At 49.8% G+C, this 22,720-nt stretch carries 15 protein-coding genes, 2 tRNA genes and 7 pseudogenes; 18 read left to right on the top strand and 6 right to left on the bottom strand.

Annotation, left to right across the window (positions count from 1 at the left end):
- Positions 1-44: 44 nt before the first annotated feature.
- The 7 genes and pseudogenes from recX to gshA all read left to right on the top strand — a co-directional run bounded on the left by recX (position 45) and on the right by gshA (position 7,198).
- Positions 45-550, top strand: a pseudogene (gene recX / locus AACL06_RS06350) (recombination regulator RecX).
- A 139-nt stretch (positions 551-689) separates the two neighbouring features.
- On the top strand, positions 690-3,317 hold the full coding sequence (gene alaS / locus AACL06_RS06345; RefSeq protein ID WP_339036517.1) for an alanine--tRNA ligase: 2,628 nt from the start codon (positions 690-692) through the stop codon (positions 3,315-3,317).
- Positions 3,318-3,578: 261 nt separating this feature from the next.
- On the top strand, positions 3,579-3,764 hold the full coding sequence (csrA, locus tag AACL06_RS06340) for a carbon storage regulator CsrA (protein ID WP_339036516.1): 186 nt from the start codon (positions 3,579-3,581) through the stop codon (positions 3,762-3,764).
- A 301-nt stretch (positions 3,765-4,065) separates the two neighbouring features.
- Positions 4,066-4,158, top strand: a tRNA-Ser gene (locus AACL06_RS06335).
- A gap of 3 nt (positions 4,159-4,161) precedes the next feature.
- Positions 4,162-4,238 (top strand) — tRNA-Arg (locus AACL06_RS06330).
- 311 nt (positions 4,239-4,549) lie between these two features.
- Positions 4,550-5,213, top strand: a pseudogene (locus AACL06_RS06325) (beta-phosphoglucomutase family hydrolase).
- Positions 5,214-5,635: 422 nt separating this feature from the next.
- Positions 5,636-7,198 (top strand): glutamate--cysteine ligase, encoded by a 1,563-nt coding sequence (gene gshA, locus AACL06_RS06320; protein ID WP_339036515.1) that lies wholly within the window; start codon positions 5,636-5,638, stop codon positions 7,196-7,198.
- Between the two features lie 298 nt (positions 7,199-7,496).
- On the opposite strand, the pseudogene AACL06_RS06315 reads toward gshA, so the two are convergent.
- Positions 7,497-8,240: pseudogene (locus tag AACL06_RS06315) on the bottom strand (CNNM domain-containing protein); the annotation flags it as partial.
- A gap of 88 nt (positions 8,241-8,328) precedes the next feature.
- Positions 8,329-9,120 (bottom strand): inner membrane protein YpjD, encoded by a 792-nt coding sequence (locus AACL06_RS06310; RefSeq protein WP_339038321.1) that lies wholly within the window; start codon positions 9,118-9,120, stop codon positions 8,329-8,331.
- Between the two features lie 169 nt (positions 9,121-9,289).
- Here AACL06_RS06310 and ffh point away from each other — a divergent pair, with 169 nt between their 5' ends.
- The 5 genes from ffh (at position 9,290) to rplS (ending at position 12,899) form a co-directional block, all read left to right on the top strand.
- On the top strand, positions 9,290-10,651 hold the full coding sequence (gene ffh / locus AACL06_RS06305; RefSeq protein ID WP_339036514.1) for a signal recognition particle protein: 1,362 nt from the start codon (positions 9,290-9,292) through the stop codon (positions 10,649-10,651).
- A gap of 215 nt (positions 10,652-10,866) precedes the next feature.
- Positions 10,867-11,115 (top strand): 30S ribosomal protein S16, encoded by a 249-nt coding sequence (rpsP, locus tag AACL06_RS06300; RefSeq protein ID WP_339036513.1) that lies wholly within the window; start codon positions 10,867-10,869, stop codon positions 11,113-11,115.
- 18 nt (positions 11,116-11,133) lie between these two features.
- Positions 11,134-11,682, top strand: coding sequence for a ribosome maturation factor RimM (gene rimM / locus AACL06_RS06295; RefSeq protein ID WP_339038319.1), 549 nt, complete (start codon positions 11,134-11,136; stop codon positions 11,680-11,682).
- 52 nt (positions 11,683-11,734) lie between these two features.
- Entirely contained in the window at positions 11,735-12,490 is a 756-nt protein-coding gene (gene trmD, locus AACL06_RS06290; protein ID WP_339036512.1) for a tRNA (guanosine(37)-N1)-methyltransferase TrmD, read from the top strand.
- A gap of 61 nt (positions 12,491-12,551) precedes the next feature.
- The gene (gene rplS / locus AACL06_RS06285; protein ID WP_339036511.1) at positions 12,552-12,899 is read left to right on the top strand and encodes a 50S ribosomal protein L19; all 348 of its coding nucleotides are present in this window, start codon (positions 12,552-12,554) and stop codon (positions 12,897-12,899) included.
- 355 nt (positions 12,900-13,254) lie between these two features.
- On the opposite strand, the gene AACL06_RS06280 is transcribed toward rplS, so the two are convergent.
- Entirely contained in the window at positions 13,255-14,025 is a 771-nt protein-coding gene (locus tag AACL06_RS06280) for a DUF481 domain-containing protein (protein ID WP_339036510.1), read from the bottom strand.
- A 467-nt stretch (positions 14,026-14,492) separates the two neighbouring features.
- Here AACL06_RS06280 and AACL06_RS06275 point away from each other — a divergent pair, with 467 nt between their 5' ends.
- Together AACL06_RS06275 and tyrA are read left to right on the top strand one after the other, a co-directional pair.
- Entirely contained in the window at positions 14,493-15,566 is a 1,074-nt protein-coding gene (locus AACL06_RS06275; RefSeq protein WP_339038317.1) for a 3-deoxy-7-phosphoheptulonate synthase, read from the top strand.
- A 6-nt stretch (positions 15,567-15,572) separates the two neighbouring features.
- Positions 15,573-16,694 (top strand): bifunctional chorismate mutase/prephenate dehydrogenase, encoded by a 1,122-nt coding sequence (gene tyrA / locus AACL06_RS06270; protein ID WP_339036509.1) that lies wholly within the window; start codon positions 15,573-15,575, stop codon positions 16,692-16,694.
- Between the two features lie 34 nt (positions 16,695-16,728).
- Here the strand turns inward: tyrA and pheA are convergent.
- A pseudogene (gene pheA, locus AACL06_RS06265) lies at positions 16,729-17,849 on the bottom strand (bifunctional chorismate mutase/prephenate dehydratase).
- Between the two features lie 135 nt (positions 17,850-17,984).
- Here pheA and AACL06_RS06260 point away from each other — a divergent pair.
- Together AACL06_RS06260 and AACL06_RS06255 are read left to right on the top strand one after the other, a co-directional pair.
- Complete coding sequence (locus tag AACL06_RS06260; RefSeq protein WP_339036508.1) at positions 17,985-18,146, top strand: hypothetical protein; 162 nt, start codon at positions 17,985-17,987, stop codon at positions 18,144-18,146.
- Positions 18,079-18,978, top strand: a pseudogene (locus AACL06_RS06255) (IS5 family transposase). The gene AACL06_RS06260 and the pseudogene AACL06_RS06255 overlap by 68 nt, the downstream one beginning before the upstream one ends.
- A gap of 56 nt (positions 18,979-19,034) precedes the next feature.
- Here the strand turns inward: AACL06_RS06255 and AACL06_RS06250 are convergent.
- Positions 19,035-19,766: pseudogene (locus tag AACL06_RS06250) on the bottom strand (IS3 family transposase); the annotation flags it as partial.
- 320 nt (positions 19,767-20,086) lie between these two features.
- Positions 20,087-20,818 (bottom strand): outer membrane protein assembly factor BamD, encoded by a 732-nt coding sequence (gene bamD, locus AACL06_RS06245; RefSeq protein ID WP_339036507.1) that lies wholly within the window; start codon positions 20,816-20,818, stop codon positions 20,087-20,089.
- 131 nt (positions 20,819-20,949) lie between these two features.
- Between bamD and rluD the strand changes: the two genes are divergently transcribed.
- Positions 20,950-21,927, top strand: coding sequence for a 23S rRNA pseudouridine(1911/1915/1917) synthase RluD (gene rluD, locus AACL06_RS06240; protein WP_339036506.1), 978 nt, complete (start codon positions 20,950-20,952; stop codon positions 21,925-21,927).
- Positions 21,927-22,601: pseudogene (gene pgeF / locus AACL06_RS06235) on the top strand (peptidoglycan editing factor PgeF). Before rluD ends, pgeF begins: the two are co-directional and overlap by 1 nt.
- Positions 22,602-22,720 lie beyond the last annotated feature (119 nt).

Below are 22,720 nucleotides of genomic sequence, written 5' to 3'. Positions count from 1 at the left end.
GCTGTTAGTGGGGTACAGCCATACAGACTAATCAGGTTTAAATGATGAATGACTTACTAAATCGCGCCATACGCCTGCTGTCGCAACGCGCTCATAGTGAAAGCTGAGCTGCGACGCAAACTTGCAGCTCAGCCGTTTATAGCGAAGGCCCAATGTGGCGGTAGAATATCGCATGCTTCAACGCCAGTCCTTAAAGTCCCCCTTGAACCTGCCATTATCGAACAGATTATCGCCTACTTATATCAGCATAACTGGCTGGATAACCAAAATTCTGCCCTTAGCTATATCGGTAGCCGCTGTCGTAAAGGATACGGTGTACAACGCATCCATGCTGAATTGGCGCAGAATGGCGTGGATAAAAAACTGGTGCAAGCGGCGTTGGCGGATTGTGATGTTGACTGGTGCAAACAGGCGAAACAAGTGGCGCAGAGGAAATTTGGCGATATGTTGTCGACAGACAGGAAAGAAAAAGCCAAATTAAAGTTTTATCTTACGCTATCGTGGCTTCTTCCAGGAAGAAATTCAGGCAATTTACCGTGATTTTGCGTAATGAATGCACACGGGGTTTTACTTCCCTCTAAAGAAAATTTATCTTATCTCCACATTTTGTTGTTCGCGAGCAAGCTATCATCGTTAGTATAGCGTATATCTTGCTCGTGTGTCATTATTCTAGCTTTTCCGGGAAAATTATGGACAAGAGCACCGCTGAGATCCGTCAAGCGTTTCTCGATTTTTTTTATAGTAAGGGCCATCAGGTTTTAGAAAGCAGTTCTTTGGTACCTAACAATGATCCGACATTGCTGTTCACCAATGCTGGCATGAACCAATTTAAAGATGTTTTCTTGGGGCTGGACAAACGCGCTTATTCCCGAGCTACAACCTCGCAGCGCTGTGTGCGTGCTGGCGGTAAGCATAACGACCTTGAGAATGTCGGCTATACTGCGCGTCACCACACCTTTTTTGAAATGCTGGGCAACTTTAGCTTCGGCGATTATTTCAAGCACGAGGCGATTGGCGATGCGTGGGAACTACTCACCGGGGAAGACTGGTTCAACCTGCCAAAAGAAAAACTATGTGTTACCATTTATGAAACCGATGATGAAGCTTTCGACATCTGGAAGAAACATATTGGTGTGCCAACTGAACGTATTATCCGCATCGGAGACAACAAAGGAGCTGCTTTTGCTTCTGACAACTTTTGGCAAATGGGCGATACCGGCCCGTGTGGCCCATGCACTGAGATCTTCTATGATCACGGCGATCATATCTGGGGTGGCCCTCCGGGTAGCGCTGAAGAAGATGGCGATCGTTACATTGAGATCTGGAACATCGTCTTCATGCAGTTCAACCGCCAGTCCGATGGTGCCATGTTGCCGTTGCCGAAGCCTTCAGTTGATACCGGCATGGGCCTTGAACGTATTGCAGCGGTACTGCAACATGTGAATGCAAACTATGAGATCGATTTATTCCGCACACTGATCGCCGCTGTAGCGAAAGTGACTGGTGCTACCGATCTGGACAACAAATCCCTGCGTGTTATCGCCGACCATATCCGTGCCTGCGCCTTCCTGGTGTCAGACGGTGTTCTCCCATCTAATGAGAACCGTGGCTATGTACTGCGCCGCATCATTCGTCGTGCTATCCGCCACGCTAACATGCTTGGTGCGAAAGACACCTTCTTCTATAAGCTGGTGGCACCGCTGATTGAAGTGATGGGGTCATCCGCCGACGAATTGAAACGTCAGCAGTCGCTGGTAGAGCAAGTGCTGAAAACCGAGGAAGAGCAGTTTTCCCGTACACTTGAGCGTGGTCTGGCGCTGCTGGATGATGAGTTGAACAAGTTGCATGGCGAGACATTGGACGGCGAAATTGCCTTCCGTTTGTACGACACTTTTGGTTTCCCGGTCGATCTGACTGCCGATGTCTGTAGCGAGCGTGGCCTAAAAGTTGATGAAGCTGGCTTTAAGCAGGCGATGGAAGCACAGCGCCGCCGTGCACGCGAGTCCAGCGGTTTTTGCGCAGACTACAACACCATGATCCGCGTGGATGGCAGTAGCCGATTCAGCGGCTATGATTATGAAGAACAGCAGTCGATGGTGATCGCGCTATTCCGCGATGGTCAGCCGGTCGAACAAATTAATGTCGGTGAAGAAGCGGTAGTGGTGCTGGATGGGACGCCATTTTATGGTGAATCCGGTGGACAAATGGGTGACAAAGGCGTGCTGAAAGCCGCCAGCGCAGATTTTGTGGTGAGCGATACCCAAAAATACGGCCAGGCGACTGGCCATCTGGGCAAGCTTTCACAGGGGACGCTGAATGTGAAAGATCGTGTTGATGCGCAGATTGACACTGAACGTCGCAACCGCATCTGCCTGAACCATTCAGCGACCCATCTGCTGCACGCCGCTCTGCGCCAAACGCTGGGTGATCATGTTGCGCAGAAAGGCTCGCTGGTTAACGACAAATATCTGCGTTTCGACTTCTCGCACTATAAAGCGATGAAACCAGAGCAAATCCGTAGGGTGGAAGATCTGGTAAACCAGCAGGTGCGTCGCAACCTGCCGGTACAGACTGAAGTAATTTCGCTGGACAATGCCAAAGAGAAGGGAGCGATGGCATTGTTCGGTGAGAAGTACGATGACAATGTGCGTCTGTTGACCATGGGCGACTTCTCCACTGAACTATGTGGTGGTACTCATACCAGCCGCACCGGTGATATTGGTTTGTTTAGCATTGTGACTGAGTCCGGTATTGCTGCGGGTGTTCGCCGTATTGAGGCAGTGACTGGCGAAGGCGCTATCGCCAAGTTGCATGAACAAAGTGATCTGTTGCAAGTTGTTGCGCATTTGGTCAAAGGCGACAGTAGCAACCTAGCCGATAAGCTGCATGCAATGCTCGATCGTACCCGTCTGTTGGAAAAAGAGCTAAAGCAGTTTAAAGATCATCAGGCGGCGCAGGAAAGCGCATCCTTGTCCAGTCAGGCAAAAGTGGTTAACGGTGTGAAGCTATTGGTCAGCCAACTGGATAATGTCGAGGCAAAAATGTTACGCATTATGGTTGATGACCTGAAAAATCAGTTGGGTTCAGCCATTATCGTGCTTGCTACCACTGCTGATGATAAGGTCAGCCTGATTGCTGGCGTGACCAAGGATCTGATAGACCGAGTGAAAGCTGGAGAGCTGATCGGCAATGTGGCACAGAAGTTAGCAGGCAAGGGCGGCGGAAGCCCTGAGATGGCGCAGGCGGGTGGAACGGATGTTAGCTCTCTTCCTGCGGCGTTAAACAGCGTAGAAGCCTGGGTGGCTTCTAAGCTGTGAATACAAAGAAATAGCACGCAAAAAAGACATAATAAATTGTTTTTTTGTAGTTTTTATGTAGTGCTAACACGGTTTAATTATAATTGCGGGAACAAAGTTTTTCAGGTCAGTTAAACTTATCATTATCTGAAGTGAAAGTAAGTCAGCTTATACTTAAATAGCTTATGTTTTCACAACATATGCTTATATTTTATGTAATATGATGGATACTAGCGGGAAAACTGAGAGACCCGACTCTTTTAATCTTTCAAGGAGCAAAGAATGTTAATTCTGACTCGTCGAGTTGGTGAAACCCTCATGATTGGCGATGAGGTCACGGTGACAGTGCTAGGGGTAAAAGGTAACCAGGTGCGTATTGGTGTAAATGCCCCCAAAGAGGTGTCAGTACACCGCGAAGAAATATATCAGCGTATTCAGTCAGAGAAGTCGCAACAGACGACTTACTGATTTCGAAGTAGCGTATCGTTGCTAAGCGAGACGCTGCTGTGCTTTTTGTGTACATATTCTTCCACTTTCCACGCTGTTACTTATACCTGTTTGTTTTGCATCTTTTTACTCTAGCCCTACAGTTGCCTTTGATAAAACACCATTTTTGCCGTGAAATCACTCATGTTAAGTGTGAATTGTGCAAACGCACATGAGTTGGGAAAAATTGTTTGACTTACAAGTCGAAGAAAGTAATATGCACCCTACACAGTGCCGATGTGCTTATCTAAAAAGAACTAGGCACAGTCCGAAAGAAGCGTACGGTGAGGTGGCCGAGAGGCTGAAGGCGCTCCCCTGCTAAGGGAGTATGCGGCCAAAAACTGCATCTGGGGTTCGAATCCCCGCCCCACCGCCATTTGCATCCATAGCTCAGCTGGATAGAGTACTCGGCTACGAACCGAGCGGTCGGAGGTTCGAATCCTCCTGGATGCACCATCCTAAACAGTATCCATCAGAAATCTTTGTTTCCCAGACAAATACGAGCTGAAAGGTAGCACGAAGGAAGATAACGTCGCTTTAGCAATAGCCCGCCAGGAGAGAAAAGCAACTAAATAATTCTTCTGGGTGCAGTACCTAAGCAATCCGCGCTAGTGGGTTTTCGCCTTCCGAATATCCTTTTCCCGATATCAGCGACATTTCCCTGTCTCCCTTGGAATACATTCCATCATTCACGCAGCCAGCGACAACCTAACGGCTTTACGTTAAAGTAGCTTCCTTTCCTCAAAGATAACGATCATTGAGTAACGATGTACGACCGCTATCAAGGTCTTATTTTCGACATGGATGGGACCATCCTGGATACCGAACTAACACACCGCAAGGCGTGGCTCGAGGTGTTGTCTCGTTACGGTATGACGTTTGATGAGGTGGCAATGGTAGCGCTCGATAGTTCTCAGACCTGGTATATCGCCCAGGCTATTTGCATTTTATCAGTGGTGATACTGATAACGTTTATTTGGTGCCTGGCAGTGTCCGACTCTCGCGTGGGGAGACCCCACACTACCATCGGCGCTATATCGCCAGCCATCAGGTCGATCTCGATCCCCATCATCTGGCCTCAGAGAAAGTGCGCACGGTGGAGGCGATGCTGCTGGACAGTATGCGACCATTTCCGCTGATCGATGTGGTGAAAGCCTATCATGGTCGCCGTCCGATGGCGGGTAGGTACTGGCAGCGAAGACCGCATGGTGGAAACCCTGCTGCGTCATCTGGGTTTATTCAACTACTTTGACGCGATCCGTCGGTGCTGATTATTTGCAGCGTCATATGCCGGAACCGGACACCTTCCTGATCTGCGCTGAATTGATCGGTGTTCCTCCAGAAAAATACGTCGTGTTTGAAGACGCTGACTTTGGCATTCAGGCGGCAAAAAGAGCCAAAATGGCTGTGGTAGACGTTCGTGAGCTGTGAGTGACCGTTTTTCGACAGCCGCTTCCTTGAATGTGCCATTGCGGGGAAATTCAGACATTGTTTTGGGCGCTTTGTAGGCTAATAACTGTACCTCAGCGGAATGGCTGGTGTTGGTCGCGCGGACTGACCAATCCATTATAGGGTGCCTGTTACTAGCGTTGAAACCTCAACGGAGGGAGGCCATGTTTTAGCCGACTAGGATGGACCGGTAGTAAACGATTTGTTGTGCATGTTGGCTACGCATGCCTTAAGGGGTTCTGTCGTGCTGTTTCTGTGTATCGGAAAGACGCTACGTTACATCATTTTAGCTTATGGTAACGGTACAAAGCATCGCCTGGTGGCATTAAACAAGTGGATACAATCAGTCTGGGGTACGAATTCAGTATGCTAACGAGTCATTATTTTAGAAACGGGAGGTCAATTTGATCCCGGACGTATCACAGGCGCTTTCTTGGTTTAAAGCCCATCCCCAAGCCTTAAAAGGCATCCGTCGCGGTATTGAACGTGAAACGCTGCGAGTCACCCCCAACGGTAAGCTGGCTATAACTGGGCATCCAGAAAATTTTGGGGCGGCACTAACGCACCACTGGATCACGACAGACTTTGCCGAGGCGATGTTAGAGTTCATTACGCCAGTTGATGACAATCTCGATCACTTGCTGACTTTCCTGCGTGATATCCATCGTTATGTAGCGCGTAATCTGGGCGAGGAGCGTATGTGGCCGCTCAGCATGCCATGCTTCATTGATGCTGACCAGGATATTGAGCTGGCGCAGTTCGGTTCGTCGAACATTGGCCGCATGAAGACACTGTACCGAGAAGGGCTGAAAAACCGCTATGGCGCGCTGATGCAGACCATCTCCGGTGTGCATTATAACTTCTCGCTGCCGCTAGCGTTCTGGCAGGCATGGGCAGGAGTGGAAGACACGGAAAGTTGCAAAGCGCAGATCTCGGCGTGCTATTTCAGCCTGATCCGCAACTATTACCGTTTTGGCTGGGTGATCCCGTATCTGTTCGGTGCTTCACCGGCGATCTGTTCTTCTTTCTTGAAAAATCGTGAAACCAATCTGGCGTTCGAATGCACCGAGCAGGGCATGTATTATTTACCGTACGCCACCTCGTTGCGTTTGAGCGATCTTGGCTATACCAACAAGTCGCAGAGTAATTTGGGTATCAACTTTAACGATCTGCACAGTTATGTGGCAGGTCTTAAGCGAGCGATCGTTACGCCTTCAGAAACGTTCGCCAAGCTGGGAGTTAAGGAGGGTTATAGCTACTTACAACTGAACAGCAACGTACTACAGATTGAAAATGAACTGTATGCGCCGATCCGGCCAAAGCGCGTAGCCAATAGCGACGAGACGCCATCAGATGCGCTCTTGCGTGGTGGCATTGAATATATTGAGGTACGCTCGCTGGACATCAACCCGTTCTCGCCAATCGGCGTGGACGCGGTGCAGGTGCGATTCTTGGATCTCTTCCTGATATGGTGCGTGCTTGTGGAAGCATGGGAGATGAGCAGCGCCGAGCTACTCTGTACCCGCAAAAACTGGAACCGGGTGATCCTAGAAGGGCGTAAACCGGGCCAGAGTATCGATATTAGCTGCGATGGCAGCCACGAACCGTTGGATAAGGTTGGCAAAGCGCTATTTGACGACCTGCGCCGCGTAGCAGAAGTGTTGGATGGAGAAGTTGGCGATCGGCAGTATCAGCAAGTTTGCGATGAGCTGGTCGCCGCGTTTGATAATCCGGAGCTGACTTTCTCGGCGCGCATTCTGAAGACGATGACGGAAGAAAGCACTGGCTGCGTTGGTCTGCGGTTGGCGGAACAATACCATGAGATGTTGATTGACGAGCCACTAGAAATTATGAACGAAGCAGAGTTGGTCAAGGAGAAGGAAGCTTCATGGCAGCGTCAGCGCCACATAGAATCTAGCGATACGCTAAGCTTTGAAGCATTTATGCAACAAAACGGCAGCAGTTGAAAAAGAAAAGGCCACGTCAACGTGGCCAAATTATGTATCTCTGATAATAAGTATGATGATAACAAATGCGCGTCCTTCACCTACTCAGACTCGCTGGGTTGGAAAAGGTTTCCTGATTAAATAAAAAAGTATCGAATAAAGGGAATGTTAAAAATTCTGTTTCATTCCAGTAAAATATCGATAAGAATGAATGACACCTGTCACAGCCGTCGATTTTGATGAAGCCCTGAAAGCCCTTCAGGATAGTCAGACTCTGATAGGTAAAGATGGCATATTCACCCTTCTGATCAAGCAGCTAATTGAACTCTTTTTTCTCAGTCATTAGGCGGTAGGCTTCGCGCACCCGCAGCATGCCAATAGCATCATCCAGCGAGCTGCGGTACAGCACGATGCGGCCATGCGGTGAATTGGTGAGTTGGCAGATGATCGACTTCCAGTCGCTGTTGACATCGATACCGATGATCTCGTTGCGCAGTAACATGATGTCGTCAACTATCACCTTTTCCAGATCCAGCACTGAAATCAGCATGTCCGGATTGCGGCGTGAAATCTGCGACTGGGATTCATTCACGATGGTGCGCACCTCGTCTTTACTGACAGCATCGCTGATGCGCACGTTTGTATGGATGCCAAACAGGCGCAGCACCAGGCTGGTGATGCCGTTAAGCAACCAAACTAGCAGGAACATCACCTTTTGCAATGGAGTGAGCAAAATGCTGCTGGTGAAGGCGATGCGTTCCGGATAGAGTGCGGCGAAGGTTTTAGGTAACACTTCAGCAAATAGCAATATGGTAAAGGCCAGCACCCCGGTGGAGATCGCTACCCCAAGATCGCCATGCAACCGCATGCCAACGATAGTCGCTAGCGCTGAGGCAAGAATGTTTACCAGGTTATTGCCGATCAAGCGATCCCGCTTTTGCAGCAGTTTCTCCACACAACGGGCAGATTGGCTGCCCTGTTTGGCTCGGTGACGGAGGCGATAACGGTTGAGCGTCATCATGCCGGTTTCGGAAGCTGAAAAATATGCGGAGACTACTATCATGGTTATCAGGATAATGATCAGGGTCCCTATCGACACGTGCTACAACGCGACATTCCTTATATTATGAGGGAAGATAGCCTCAGACGACTTAGCCTACCATGACCTGCTGAATCAGACGGCTACCGAAGTAGGCGAGTGTCAGCATAAAGGCCCCTGCAAAGCCGAACCAGACAACGCGATGACCACGCCAGCCTTCATGATAATGGCCCCACAGCAGAACGATGTACACAAACCACGCCATGATCGACAGCACGGCTTTATGCACGTTCTCTTTGCTGAATAGGTTATCCATATAAAGCAGGCCAGTGCATAAGGTGAGCGTCAACAGCACCACACCGACCTGGGTGATGTGGAACATTTTGCGTTCGATGGCCATCAGCGGCGGCATATCGGCGCTGAAGGTCAGCTTCTTGTTTTTCAATAAATAATCCAGCCAGGCAAGTTGTAACGCATACAACATGGCGATAATCAGTGTGGCGTAAGAGAACAACGCCAGGCCGATATGCGCCATCAACTCCGGGCTAGCTTCCAAATGAGTAATGAACTCACCGGGCATAAAACTGGCAAACGCCAGATTGATCATCGCAAAGCTGTAGACGATCGGCAGCAAGAACCAGCCACGACCACGGAAAGGGACAACGGTCATCATCGAGCAGATGATCAAGCTAACGATTGAACCGATATTCAGCAGGCTGAGGTTTTGCCCAGTGCTGACATCAAAAATGCGCTGCTGTAGCGCGATAGTGTGGCAGAGCAGTGCTACTAGTGCTGAGACGAGAGCAAGTCGACGATATGCGCTATTCCTTCGCAACAAGCTGGGGATGATCAGTGCAAGGCTGAATAGGTAGGCCATCAAGGCCACCATGGAGAAAACTAGCATAGCGTTAAATTTTACTTCGGCGTGGTTAATTTGATTACCAGTATAGCGTTGCGCGCCCCGCACTCCAACCGATCTCCAACGCTGATGCAGAGATCCTGTGTGCTTCGTGTTATAATTGCCGCAATTATGCCGCTAGTGCGGCCTATCATTATACGTTGAGCATGAGACGATGTTTGAAAATTTAACCGATCGATTGTCGTGCACATTGCGCAATATTAGCGGCCGTGGGCGGCTAACCGAAGATAATATCAAGGAAACCCTGCGTGAAGTGCGCATGGCGCTGCTAGAAGCAGACGTTGCGCTGCCAGTGGTTCGTGACTTTATCAATCGTGTAAAAGAAAGCGCCGTCGGCCAGGAAGTCAACAAAAGCCTGACACCGGGGCAGGAGTTCGTCAAGATCGTCAAGAGTCAGCTGATTGCCGCGATGGGCGCAGTGAACACCGAGCTTAATCTGGCGGTTCAGCCACCAGCGGTGGTGCTGGTGGCTGGTCTGCAAGGTGCGGGTAAAACCACAAGCGCAGCCAAGCTTGGCAAGTTTCTGAAAGAAAAACATAAGAAAAAAGTTCTGGTGGTGTCTGCGGACGTTTATCGCCCTGCGGCAATCAAGCAATTAGAAACACTGGCAGAAGGTGTTGGTATTGATTTCTTCCCCTCCGAGGTTAAAGAAAAACCGCTCGATATCGTCAACCGTGCGCTGCAACAGGCCAAATTGAAGTTTTACGATGTGTTGATCGTCGATACAGCCGGCCGTTTGCATGTTGACGAAGCAATGATGGACGAAATCAGGCAGGTACACGCAGCGATCAATCCGGTAGAAACCCTGTTTGTGGTTGATGCCATGACTGGTCAGGATGCTGCCAATACCGCAAAAGCCTTTAATGAAGCTCTGCCTCTGACTGGCGTGGTGCTAACCAAAGTTGATGGTGATTCGCGCGGCGGTGCAGCACTTTCCATCCGCCACATTACAGGCAAGCCGATCAAGCTCCTCGGCCTGGGCGAGAAAACCGAGGCGCTGGAGCCGTTTCACCCGGATCGCGTGGCATCACGCATTCTGGGCATGGGCGATATGCTATCGCTGGTCGAAGATATCGAAAGCAAAGTTGATCGTGAACAGGCCGAGAAACTGGCCAATAAGTTGAAAAAGGGCGATGGTTTTGACTTGACCGACTTCTTGGATCAACTCAAGCAGATGCGCAACATGGGCGGTATGGCCAACATGCTGAGTAAACTGCCCGGTGCCGGTCAACTGCCGGAAAACGTGAAGTCGCAGATGGACGACAAAGTTTTGGTGCGCATGGAGGCGATTATCAATTCGATGACGGTGAAAGAACGTGCCAAGCCGGAAATCATCAAAGGTTCGCGTAAGCGCCGCATCGCGATGGGTTCCGGCGTGCAAGTGCAGGATGTTAACCGTTTGCTCAAGCAGTTTGACGAAATGCAACGCATGATGAAGAAGATGAAAAAAGGCGGTATGGTGAAGATGATGCGTGGTATGAAGGGTATGATGATGCCGGGCTTCCCTGGCCACTAACAGGTATCTGCCCGCCAAAAGCGAGCGTATTCAGCATTAGCTTCTCGCGCTGAAAACCGCCTGAAGCTTGATTAGCTGCTAAAATTGCCCCGCGCGATCTACGCTCTAGATTGCTTTTTGCGCCAAAATGAGTATAATTATCGGGCTTTTTATATTGCAACCGGGCCCTGTCCCTCAATGGGACCCGGCTGTTTTATTCACTTAAAGAGGATGTTATGGTAACAATTCGTTTGGCACGTGGCGGCGCCAAAAAGCGTCCATTCTATCAAGTAGTAGTGACCGATAGTCGCAATGCGCGTGATGGTCGTTTCATTGAGCGCTTAGGCTTCTTCAACCCGATCGCAACTGGTCAGGCCGAAGCCCTGCGTCTGGATCTGGATCGTATCGAACATTGGATCGGCCTGGGTGCAACCGTCTCTGATCGCGTTCACGCGCTGATCAAAGACGCTAAGAAAGCAGCGTAATCTGTCGCGGTGGTGGCAATAAGCAAACAACTTAAACCGGTAGCCCCTAAACAACCGATTGTACTCGGTAAAATGGGGTCTTCTTACGGCATCCGTGGTTGGCTCAAAGTGTTTTCATCCACCGAAAACGCCGAAAGCATTTTTGACTATCAGCCTTGGCTTATCCAGCAGGTCGGTCAGTGGCAGTTTGTCGAGTTGGAAGACTGGAAGCACCACAGTCAGGATTTTATCATTAAGATCAAAGGTATTGACGATCGGGACGCAGCGAGTTTGCTGACTCATTGTGAGATCATCGTAGATTCTGAGCAACTGCCTCAGCTGGAGGGGGATGATTATTACTGGAAAGACTTAATGGGCTGCCAGGTAGTCACCACCACCAGTTATGAATTGGGTAAAGTCATCGATATGATGGAAACAGGTTCTAACGATGTGATGGTTGTGAAAGCGAACCTTAAAGATGCGTTCGGTATAAAGGAGAGGCTGGTTCCGTTTCTTCACGGGCAGGTTATCAAGAAAGTCGATCTAACTGCTCGAGTGATTGAAGCAGATTGGGACCCGGGTTTTTGACCTCTGGATCACAAGGTCGAAGCAAGTCTAGTAACAGTATGGGGATTGGCTGGTGTTCATTGTTACTATAAGCCTGTTTCCAGAAATGTTCCGCGCAATCACCGATTATGGAGTGACCGGCCGGGCAGTAAAAAGTGGCCTGCTGAGTGTGCAGTGCTGGAGTCCGCGTGATTTCACCTACGACCGGCATCGTACCGTGGACGATCGCCCATACGGCGGTGGCCACGGGATGTTGATGATGGTACAACCCTTGCGGGAAGCCATTGATGCAGCAAAAGCAGCAACAGGCGAGGGCGCAAAGGTGATTTATCTGTCGCCTCAGGGGCGCAAGTTGGATCAAACCGGCGTGTGCGAACTGGCGGCTAATCAGAAGATGATTCTGGTGTGTGGTCGCTACAAAGGGATAGATGAGCGCGTGATCCAAACCAAAATTGACGAAGAATGGTCAATCGGCGATTATGTACTCAGCGGTGGGGAATTGCCAGCAATGACCCTGATTGATTCAGTCGCCCGTTTTATACCGGGTGTGCTGGGGCATCAGGCCTCTGCGGAGGAAGACTCCTTTGCTGACGGATTACTGGACTGCCCGCACTATACCCGCCCAGAGGTGTCAGCAGGGATGGAAGTTCCGCCGCTTCTGCTGTCGGGAAACCATGCTGAGATACGTCGCTGGCGCTTAAAACAGTCGCTGGGCCGTACCTGGCTTAGAAGACCTGATATTCTAGAATGCCTAGCTCTGACTGACGAGCAAGCGGTGTTGCTGGCTGAGTTCCAACTGGAACATCTGGCCAGACAACAGGAGTTATGAAGGGAACGTCTGACATCAGGCGAAACCGATATATCAGTTTACCTAGGGTAAGAGACATATTATGAGCAACATTATTAAGCAACTTGAACAAGAGCAGATGAAGCAAGACGTACCCGCATTCCGTCCGGGTGACTCTGTGGAAGTTAAGGTGTGGGTCGTTGAAGGTAGCAAAAAACGTCTGCAGGCATTCGAGGGCGTGGTTATCGCTATACGTAGCCGCGGTCTGCATTCTGCATTCACTGTTCGTAAGATTTCCAACGGCGAAGGTGTTGAGCGAGTATTCCAGACTCACTCCCAAATAATCGACAGTATTACTGTTAAACGTCGTGGTGCCGTTCGTAAAGCCAAACTGTACTACCTGCGTAAGCGTACTGGTAAGGCGGCTCGTATCAAAGAGCGTCTTAACTAAGATACAGCTAACTCTACATCCAAAAAATTATAATTATCATTGGCTTACCGTTTTGGTAAGCCCCTTCTGGCTTATCGCATTTTAGCGTGAACCCCAATTCTTTTTCTCATACTATTGCTCATACCCTTCTCATCCAGCTTCAGGCAGAACCTTTCGTAACACCTCGTTGTCGCCGTTGCGGTTAGCAGAGCCATTTTGTAATAAGTCCTCTGGCATAAATGGATCCACCCAGGTTGCTTAAGCCTCCATTTTTTGTTGCGCGCCTGCCGAGGCAGCAAATTCTACCTCCACCCAATATAAGGCCCTAATACATCACAAGCCTTTATGCCTGATATGAACCGATGGGTAGCAGAGATTATAGTCCGTAGACCAGCGTAACTGAGGTCGTGGTGTCGGTACTCTTAGGCGCTGATACTGGTGGTTTGCGATTATAAGTTATGGTGTAGGCCACGCGCAGTGATAATTTGTCGTTGATCGCAACGTTCAGGGCGGTTTCCGAGTTCAGTGTGATAGCTTCGTTTGTCAGCGCAGAAATACCCTGAGTGATTTTAGTGCTGTCGGTCAGTTGATATGAGTAGTTTGCTGCGCCATAGGCCAGTGCTTTGGTGGAATGGCCTCCGCCATGATATTCATCGTGACGCGCACCGGGACCAAATTCCACTCGCAGGTCACTGACTGGCCCATTCAAGATCTGATGACCATAACCGCCGGTTAGTGTTAGTATCGAGCGCGAATCATAACCATTGAAACGGTCGCTCAGCCAACTGGCTTGGCCAAACAGGTAGTTGCGATCATTCAGGTTGTAACGGGTACGGCCGCCTGCCTGGTATTTTTCAGACGAGCGTACGTTGGAGGAAGTGGCATTGTTGGCTGCCCCCCACAAGCTGTAGGCTGCATCGTTGTTAAACCAGGTCATGTTGGTGCTGGCCAGTAGCCTGGAGTTTTGCGAGTTGCCAGACTGGGCGTTATAACCGGCTTGGAAGTTACCTTCGAATGGTTTTTGGGCGGTAGCCGGGTCGTCCATCGCAGTAAAAAGTGTATTGTCTGCAAGGGCTAAAGCACTGGTAACAGTTGCCAAGCAGCAGATAAACAGCGGAATTGTACTGCGCACATGTGAAGAAGGCATTCTAGATCCAGATTGTTAAGAAGGTTATTGGTGATGACGACCAATTATATCGGCTCGCCATAGTGACAAAAAGAACTAAGTAAGCTTAATTTAACAACCTCATTTATTGGCTCTTATTCTAATTAATTAATCCCCGCTGACAGCATAGCATGCTGAGCACTCTGAGGCTTTTATTAGGTATTATGGCTGATTTTTGCTTCCAATTGCAATTGGGGATTCTGCCCTAAAATTTTTGTGTACATAAATATTTTCACCTTTAGTTACTTATTTTGGTTGAGGAAGGTTTGCGTCATTAACTAATTGTAAGTGATTTTGCTGCTTGCATCTCTTAGCTTTTATTAATGCGTTGAAGTAATACTTTGTTTACATATTTCAGATTTAAATATTTACACATCATGGTAAGCTAGGAAACTGGAATGCTCAATGTTTCATTTCAATGCAAAACGGCAAAAGACAGGAATAGAATCATGCAAAAATACGGGCTCAATAATGTACATATTCGTGCAGAACAGGTCTTGATTAAGCCGGAAGAACTGAAAAATCAATTTCCGCTCAGTATCAATGATGAAAATGAAATCGCCAGCGCCCGCAAAACCATCGCCGATATTTTGTATGGGCGCGATCACCGCCTGCTGGTAGTATGTGGGCCTTGTTCCATCCACGATCCGGATGCGGCACTGCATTACGCCCGTCATTTGAAAAAACTGTCGGCTGAATTGAGCGATCAGCTATTTATCGCTATGCGTGTCTATTTTGAAAAGCCCAGAACTACTGTTGGGTGGAAGGGCCTGATCAACGATCCGTACATGGATGGTTCGTTTGATGTTGAAGCTGGTTTGCACATAGCGCGTCGCCTGCTGCTGGGTTTGGTGGGCACGGGGTTGCCGCTGGCGACCGAAGCGTTGGATCCGAACAGCCCACAATACCTGGGAGACCTGTTCAGTTGGTCGGCGATTGGTGCGCGCACCACCGAATCACAGACGCACCGTGAGATGGCTTCGGGTCTGTCGATGCCAGTCGGCTTCAAAAACGGCACAGACGGTAGCTTGGGGACCGCCATCAATGCCATGCGTGTCGCCGCTAGGCCGCACCGTTTTGTCGGTATTAACCAGGCAGGGCAGGTATGCCTGCTGCAAACCCAGGGAAACCCGGATGGTCATGTGATCTTGCGCGGTGGCAAGACGCCAAACTATAGTGCTCAAGACGTCGCCGCCTGTGAAAATCAGATGCGGGATGCAGGACTCCACCCATCATTGATGATAGATTGTAGCCATGGCAACTCGAATAAAGATTATCGTCGTCAGTGGACGGTTGCCGAGTCGGTGGTTGAGCAGATCAAAGCGGGTAACCGCTCGATCACTGGTATCATGCTGGAAAGCCACCTGCATGAAGGCAAGCAGTCTTCTGAACAACCGCGTACAAATATGCGTTATGGTATTTCCATCACCGACGCATGCATTAACTGGGAGAGCACCGAGACCCTTCTGCGCCATATGCACAGGGAACTTTGCGCTGTGCTGACGGCTCGCATTGGGGAGTAGAAAGTTATGGTGGCTGAACTGACCGCGTTGCGCGATCAAATCGATGAGATAGATAAAGCACTACTGGAGTTGTTGGCGAAGCGCTTGCATCTAGTTGCGCAAGTGGGTGAAGTGAAAAGCTGTCACGGTCTGCCGATATATGTGCCTGAACGTGAAGCGGCGATGCTGGCATCAAGCCGTAAAGAGGCTGAAAATCTTGGCGTGCCGCCGGATCTGATCGAAGACGTGTTGCGCAGGGTGATGCGTGAGTCTTATTTCAGTGAAAATGACAAAGGCTTTAAAACCCTGCGCCCTGAACTGCGTCCTATCGTCATTATCGGTGGCAATGGTCAGATGGGGCGGGTATTTAACCGCCTGCTGACGTTGTCCGGTTATCAGGTCAAGGTGCTGGATCAGGGGGACTGGCCGCAGGCGGAGCAATTGCTGACGAATGCCGACATGGTGATCGTCAGTGTGCCGATTCATGTTACCGAGCGGGTGATTAGTCGGCTGCCTGCGCTGCCGGACGACTGTATTCTGGTGGATCTGGCATCGGTAAAAAATCGCCCGTTGAATGCGATGTTGGCGGTGCACGGTGGCCCAGTGCTTGGGTTGCACCCGATGTTCGGCCCGGATGTAGGCAGTGTGGCTAAGCAGGTGGTGGTCTATTGCGATGGGCGCCAGCCGGAAGCCTATCAGTGGTTGTTGGAGCAACTGCAAGTGTGGGGCGCGCGTTTACACCGCATCAGTGCGCTGGAACATGACCAGAATATGGCATTTATCCAAGCGTTGCGCCATTTTACTACCTTTGCCTACGGGTTGCATTTGGCGGAAGAAAATGTTCAGTTGGAACAACTGCTGGCACTTTCTTCGCCGATTTATCGCTTGGAACTAGCGATGATTGGCCGACTGTTTGCGCAGGATCCGCAACTCTACGCCGACATCATCATGTCTTCGGAAGAGAATATCGCGCTGATTAAACGCTACTACCAGAGTTTCGGTGAGGCGATAAAGTTGCTAGAGCATCATAACAAGCAGGCGTTTATTGAAAGCTTCCAAAAAGTGGCGCACTGGTTCGGCATTTACACACAGCGCTTCTTGGTGGAGAGCCGCACATTATTGCGGCAGGTTAACGACAGCCGGAAGTAACATTAAAACAACAGGGTATGGCCATCCCCCATTTTTATGACGGTTTGACTGGCACCACGTTGTCCCTTAGGTAACAGACCAAGACTTTCAGCGAGCGGGTAATAGGCACCAGATCCTGTAGCGATTTTGCATTACCCCGGAACGCAAGTTAACTTGTACATCGATATAAAACATCTCTTCCCAAGGGTTGTCATTAACTGGCCGGAATTCAAACTTTGTCATGATGATGTCGTTATCTCGCAACACAAATAATGCTTCAACCAATGCACTGGAATGCTGGCCAGTGGCCATGATAAGGGTGGCTTTGGCTTGCACTTGTTCGGAAACGTTAATCGCTTTGCGCGCCAGCATGATAAAACGGGTAATGTTCTGTTGCTGGTTGGCCAGGTTATGTTCCAGTACCTGTAAGTCATACAGTACACCGCCAGCCTCACTGCCCAATGCTGCTGATTTCTGCGAGTTCAAGCTTGGCAACTTTTTTCATGGCTGCAGCAGTGCTTTCGGTATACACGATTTTCCAGTATGGATATCGGTTGATGAACTGGCTGCACTGCTGAAAGGGTTGCGGATGTCTGTAGACAGTTTCGATCTGGTCCAGATCGCTGTCTTTGACTACTAGAACGTAGTGATCAGTCGGGTTGGTCAACTCGCCGATGGTCGATAAGCTGGTGTGCTGCAACGAATCGTAAACGTCGTTAATTGAACCGGAACTGGTGTTTTCGATAGGTAGGATAGCGTAATCTGCCTGGCCGGTTTCTACCTAAGTGAAGATATCTTGGAACTTTTGGCAGCCGCACTCGATCAGTTGATCGAAAATGGCGCGGCGTATTGGCGCGCCGCCAGATGTGAGTAAGATCCTTTAGGCCCAAGAAAAGCGATGCGTACAGCGTACTGGCTGATTTGGTTAAGCTGATGCTGCAATAGAGACTGCTGGGTTAGCACCGAATCTTCGATAATCAGTTGGAATACTCGGGTGATAAAGAGACTATCAAGGCCATGAAGCTTGGCAGCATCGATAAGCGCATACAGCATATCGCGTTCGCACTCCTTATCGCGGATGGGCCGGTTAGAGTGTAGCTTGGTCTTCCCCACTTCCACTGCCAACTCACGCCGTTCTGCCAGCAGTGCCAACAGCTTCAGATCCAGAGTGCTAATGCGTTAGCGTAGCACTAATAACGGGTTGTCAGTCATAATCAGCTTCTGCCTTCTATTCTGATATGTTGCCAATATTTATAAAAAAAGCCCCCTGTTTTTGAAGTGAACCTCCATATATTGGACACTTTGCTGGAGTTGTTGAATAAATCGAACTTTTGGCCGGGACGAGGATCAGATCACTCTCCTTCTGTCAACATAGCGACATTCCGTGGCCCAGCAAAAGTTCAACATCACCAACTGGAAGGCTTACAACAACGCCCTTATCACTCTGGGTTTACTCACTTGCTGGGGGGATGAAACGGTACTTCACGCCTGGTACTGCGAGGCAAAACCTTCTCTGCGTGGTCGCCCACCACATTATTCCGATATGGCAATCACCAGCGTATTGATGCTGAAACGGATTTTCGGCCTGACACTTCGCGCCCTCCAGGGCTTTGTCGACTCCATTGTCACACTGATCAAAGTGCCGTTGAACTGCCCGGACGACACCTGCATCAGTAAGCGGGTAAAGTCCGGCCATGTCCCGTTTAAAACACCAACGCCGGGTGAAATTGCGCACCTCGTTATCGACTCTAGCGGGCTCAACGTGTTGGGTGAAGGCGAGTGGAAGGTAAAAAAACACGGTCAGGAAAAATGGCGGATCTGGCGAAAACTGCATTTGGCCGTAGATACAGAAACACATGAGGTCATCTGTGCTGACTTTTCCTTGAGCAATGTCACCGATCCCGAAGCCTTCCCAGGTCTCATCCGTCAGAGGTACCGTAAAATCAAAGTCGCCTCGGCGGATCGGGCTTAGGATACGCGAGTGAGTCATGATGAGTTAAGGGGCAAGAAGCTCAAGGTGTTAATACCGCCGAGAAGCGAGCCCGTTATTGGTCGGCAGTATGCAGAACGAAATCAAGCGGTGGCGAACCAGCGCGTTACCGGAGACAACACACGGTGGACAAGTATCACAGGCTACCACCGACGTTCGATAGCGGCAACAGCGAGGTACAGAGTAAAACAGCTATTTGGTGGTCACCTGTCGCTGCGAGATTATGATGGGCAAGTTGCAGAGGCGCTGGCCATGATCTGTGCATTAAACAAGATGACGCTCGCCGGTATGCCAGAAAGTGTACGCCTTGCCTGAAAGATGCCCATTCACGGGACTCTTTATTCCAAATCCGATTTATTCAACAAAGCCATTCTCAGGCATGATGTTAGCCCCATCTTACGCATCAGCTTTCGAACCGTTTTATGATTTATGCCATAGCCTTCATTCCGTAATGCCAGAGTCATACGCCGGTAACCGTATCGCCCTTTATGGTCATGGAACAACGCAACTATTCTGTGCTGTTCCTACTCATAACGGCCACTACGGTCACCTGACTTTAGGTGTCAGTGATAGGTAATACGGGATAATCCGGCAATATGAAGTCACATTTTCAGCTTATAGCTTTGCCTTAAATTCGGTGATTATTTTTGCTTTATCTTCTGTTTTTCCCGAATCAAGGCATGAAGCTTTTTTCGGTAGGCATTCTCGGCCCGCAGATATTCAAGCTCTTCCTCAGCACTAGGGAACTCTGGACGGGTATTGTTATGTTCTTTATCTGACCTATTGTTCTTCCCTGACTTCACCGGGTGCCCTCTGCGTTTGTCACGTAGGGCGATGATACCGACTTCACGATAAAGATGCTCCCATTTGCTAACGGTACAGGCTACAACGATACAAAACTTCGTAGCAGCTTTCCGGGATGACGGGTTGTATTCCTGCATCCAGGGAACAACGGACTCTTTAAACTCGGCAGAGTAAGCTTTGATTGGAACGGTAAAGCCGTTCACGCCATTCACTTTCCAGTGTTCAGTCCAGCGCCGGACTGCACCGTGGTTGACTCCAAACAACCAGGCTGTTTTTTTCGCACCGTCATTGCTGTTCAGGTAGTGATGAACAACTTACTGCTTGAATTCAAAAGAGCATTTTTTTCTGTCTATTGAAACGCAAAACCCTTAATCGTTGGATGTCCAACTTTCGGGGTTAACTGCATTTTAGGAGGCTTTGCTGTTCGTCTTCGCATTCTTTATCAAACGATGGAACGCCTCACAATCAGGGTAAGGTAAAAAAGAATGTAGAGAAAAACGGTGTGTGGATCATTTGTTACCCTCTGGGTTTGGCATAAACATTTTTCAAATTAACCGCTGGTTTTTACCCCGTCAACAAAAAACGCGCCCGCAGGCGCGTTAGAACTGTTCTTGCTCACCTATCGTGGGTTGGCAGCGATCACTTTGGCTACTTTTTCGGCCTCACTGTTCAGTTGTAGCTGCTTATAAGCACGCTCCATCAATGGTAGTGCGTCCCGTGTTGCCTTGGTATCCGGGTATTCACGCAACATCTGTTCGACACGATTAATGGCCGCGACGTAAGCACCACGTTTAGTGTAGTATTCCACCACTGAAAGTTCATACTTGGCCAGACGGTCTTTCAGATAGACCAGACGCTTGTTGGCATCGGTGACGTACTGGCTGTTAGGGGAGCGCTGAATGAGTTGGCTAAAGTCGCGGAACGCGTCACGAGCGTACTGTGGATCACGATCTGAACGATCGATCCCGAAGAAGCCTTGCAACGTACTGTCATCCAGCGCCATATCGGCTAAACCACGCATGTACATCACATAATCGATGTTCGGGTGCGTTGGATTCAGGCGTATAAAGCGATCTATAGATGCCTGAGTCAGCGGTAAATCGGCAGATTTATAGTAGGCATAAATCAGATCTAGCTGAACCTGCTGGGAATACGGCCCGAAAGGATAGCGGTTATCTAACGCTTCTAGTTGTGTAATCGCGCCCTTAAAATTACCGTCCTGCATTTTTTGCTGGGCAGTAGCATAGATTTCCGAAGGTAGGTTGTCGGGCACTACATCCTTGGAGGTGGAGCAACCTGCCAGCACCAAGCTCAACGTGGCTCCCGCCACCAGATATTTCATACGCGTCATGACGTTTTGATTACCTTCAGGGTGTTATTCCGGGAGATTGTCCGTTAAGCTCCCGAGAAAGACTATGTAAAATAGCACACTATATTAAACGGCATCGCCGTGACACCCCAACGTTAACGAAGAAGCTGCATATGGTACAACAAGTACAACTCACCGCAACGTTGTCCGAATCTCAACTCGGACAACGTTTAGATCAAGCTATAGCCGAATTGTTCCCTGATTATTCACGATCTCGCATTAAAGAGTGGATTTTGGATAATCGGGTGCAGGTCAATGGTAAAACGGCAAACAAGCCGAAAGAGAAAGTGTTGGGTGGGGAGATAGTCTCCATTGCTGCACAGATAGAAGAAGCCCCCCGATGGGAACCACAGGATATCGCCTTGGATGTCGTCTACGAAGACAGCGATATTCTAGTGATCAACAAGCCGCGCGATCGGGTTGTGCATCCAGGTGCAGGTAACCCAGACTGCACTGTGCTCAATGCATTGTTGCACTATTATCCGAAAATTGCCGATGTGCCCCGTGCGGGCATCGTACATCGTCTGGATAAAGACACCACCGGCCTGATGGTGGTAGCGAAAACTGTACCGGCGCAAACTCGACTGGTAAAAGCGCTACAGGAGCGTGAAATTACCCGGGAATACGAAGCGGTGGCGATAGGTACCATGACTTCTGGCGGCACTGTGGATGAACCTATTTCGCGCCATTCCACCAAACTCACTCATATGGCGGTGTACCCGATGGGTAAAGCAGCGGTGACCCATTATCGCATCATGGAACATTTCCGCGCCCATACCCGCCTGCGTCTGCGTTTGGAAACTGGACGTACCCACCAGATCCGCGTGCATATGTCGCACATCAACCACCCATTGGTGGGGGATACGCTGTACGGCGGTCGCCCACGTTCGCCAAAAGGTGCATCAGAAGCCTTTATCAGCACACTGCGTGGTTTTGATCGCCAGGCACTGCACGCCACCATGCTGCGCTTATACCACCCGATCAGCGGCATCCAAATGGAGTGGCATGCGCCACTACCGCAGGATATGGTCGATTTGATCACTGTACTGAAGGCCGATACCGAAGAATTCAAAGATAAAATAGATTGGTAATGGCGTCACTCATTCTGCCCGATTGGCCATTGCCAGTAGGGGTTAAAGCCTGCACCACCCCCCGCCATGGCGGCGTCAGCGCGCCGCCCTATGATTCGCTTAACCTTGGTACTCACGTAGGGGATGAAGTGCAGGAGGTGGCGCGTAAACGTGACTTGCTGGTCTGCCGCAGATGCCAGTCTGGCTGGAGCAAGTGCATGGCACCGACGTGTTGAGGCTGGAGGGGCAACCCCTGGCCGGATCTGATCACAGACGCGGTTTACAGCTGTGTTCCGGGGCAGGTGTGTGCGGTGATGACGGCAGATTACCTACCGGTATTGTTTTACTCGTAGGCGGGAGATGAAGTTGCCGCCGCCTATGCTGGCTGGCTCGGGTTATGCAACGGGGTGCTGGAGCAAACCGTTGCGGCTTTTTCCGCACAGCCGGGCAATATTAGCGCTTGGCTGGGGCCGATGATAGGCCCCAAGCAGTTTGTAGTTGGTTCGGAGGTCCGCGCCGCCTTTATCAAGGGAGACAGTGCCGCAGTTGCTGCTTTTGCTCTGCATGGCGACAAATTTTTGGCAGATATCTATTTATTGGCGCGTCAACGCCTGCTGCGTGCTGGCATACAGGCTGTTTGCGGCGGTGGCCGCTGTACGTTTAGAGAAATGAGTCATTTTTTCTCCTATCGGTGAGATAGAACAACGGGACGTCTGGCAAGTTTAATCTGGCTGATATAAGCTGTTAAATTAAGGCGATCCTACGACGCATGGCGTAGTACCGAAAATATTGAGTCGAAATAACCTTGAAAATT

Source organism: Serratia symbiotica (Periphyllus acericola) (assembly GCF_964019515.1).
Taxonomy (GTDB): domain Bacteria; phylum Pseudomonadota; class Gammaproteobacteria; order Enterobacterales; family Enterobacteriaceae; genus Serratia; species Serratia symbiotica_D.
The sequence above is the reverse complement of the archived record's forward strand: the minus strand, read 5'-3'. Positions and strand labels throughout refer to the sequence as shown.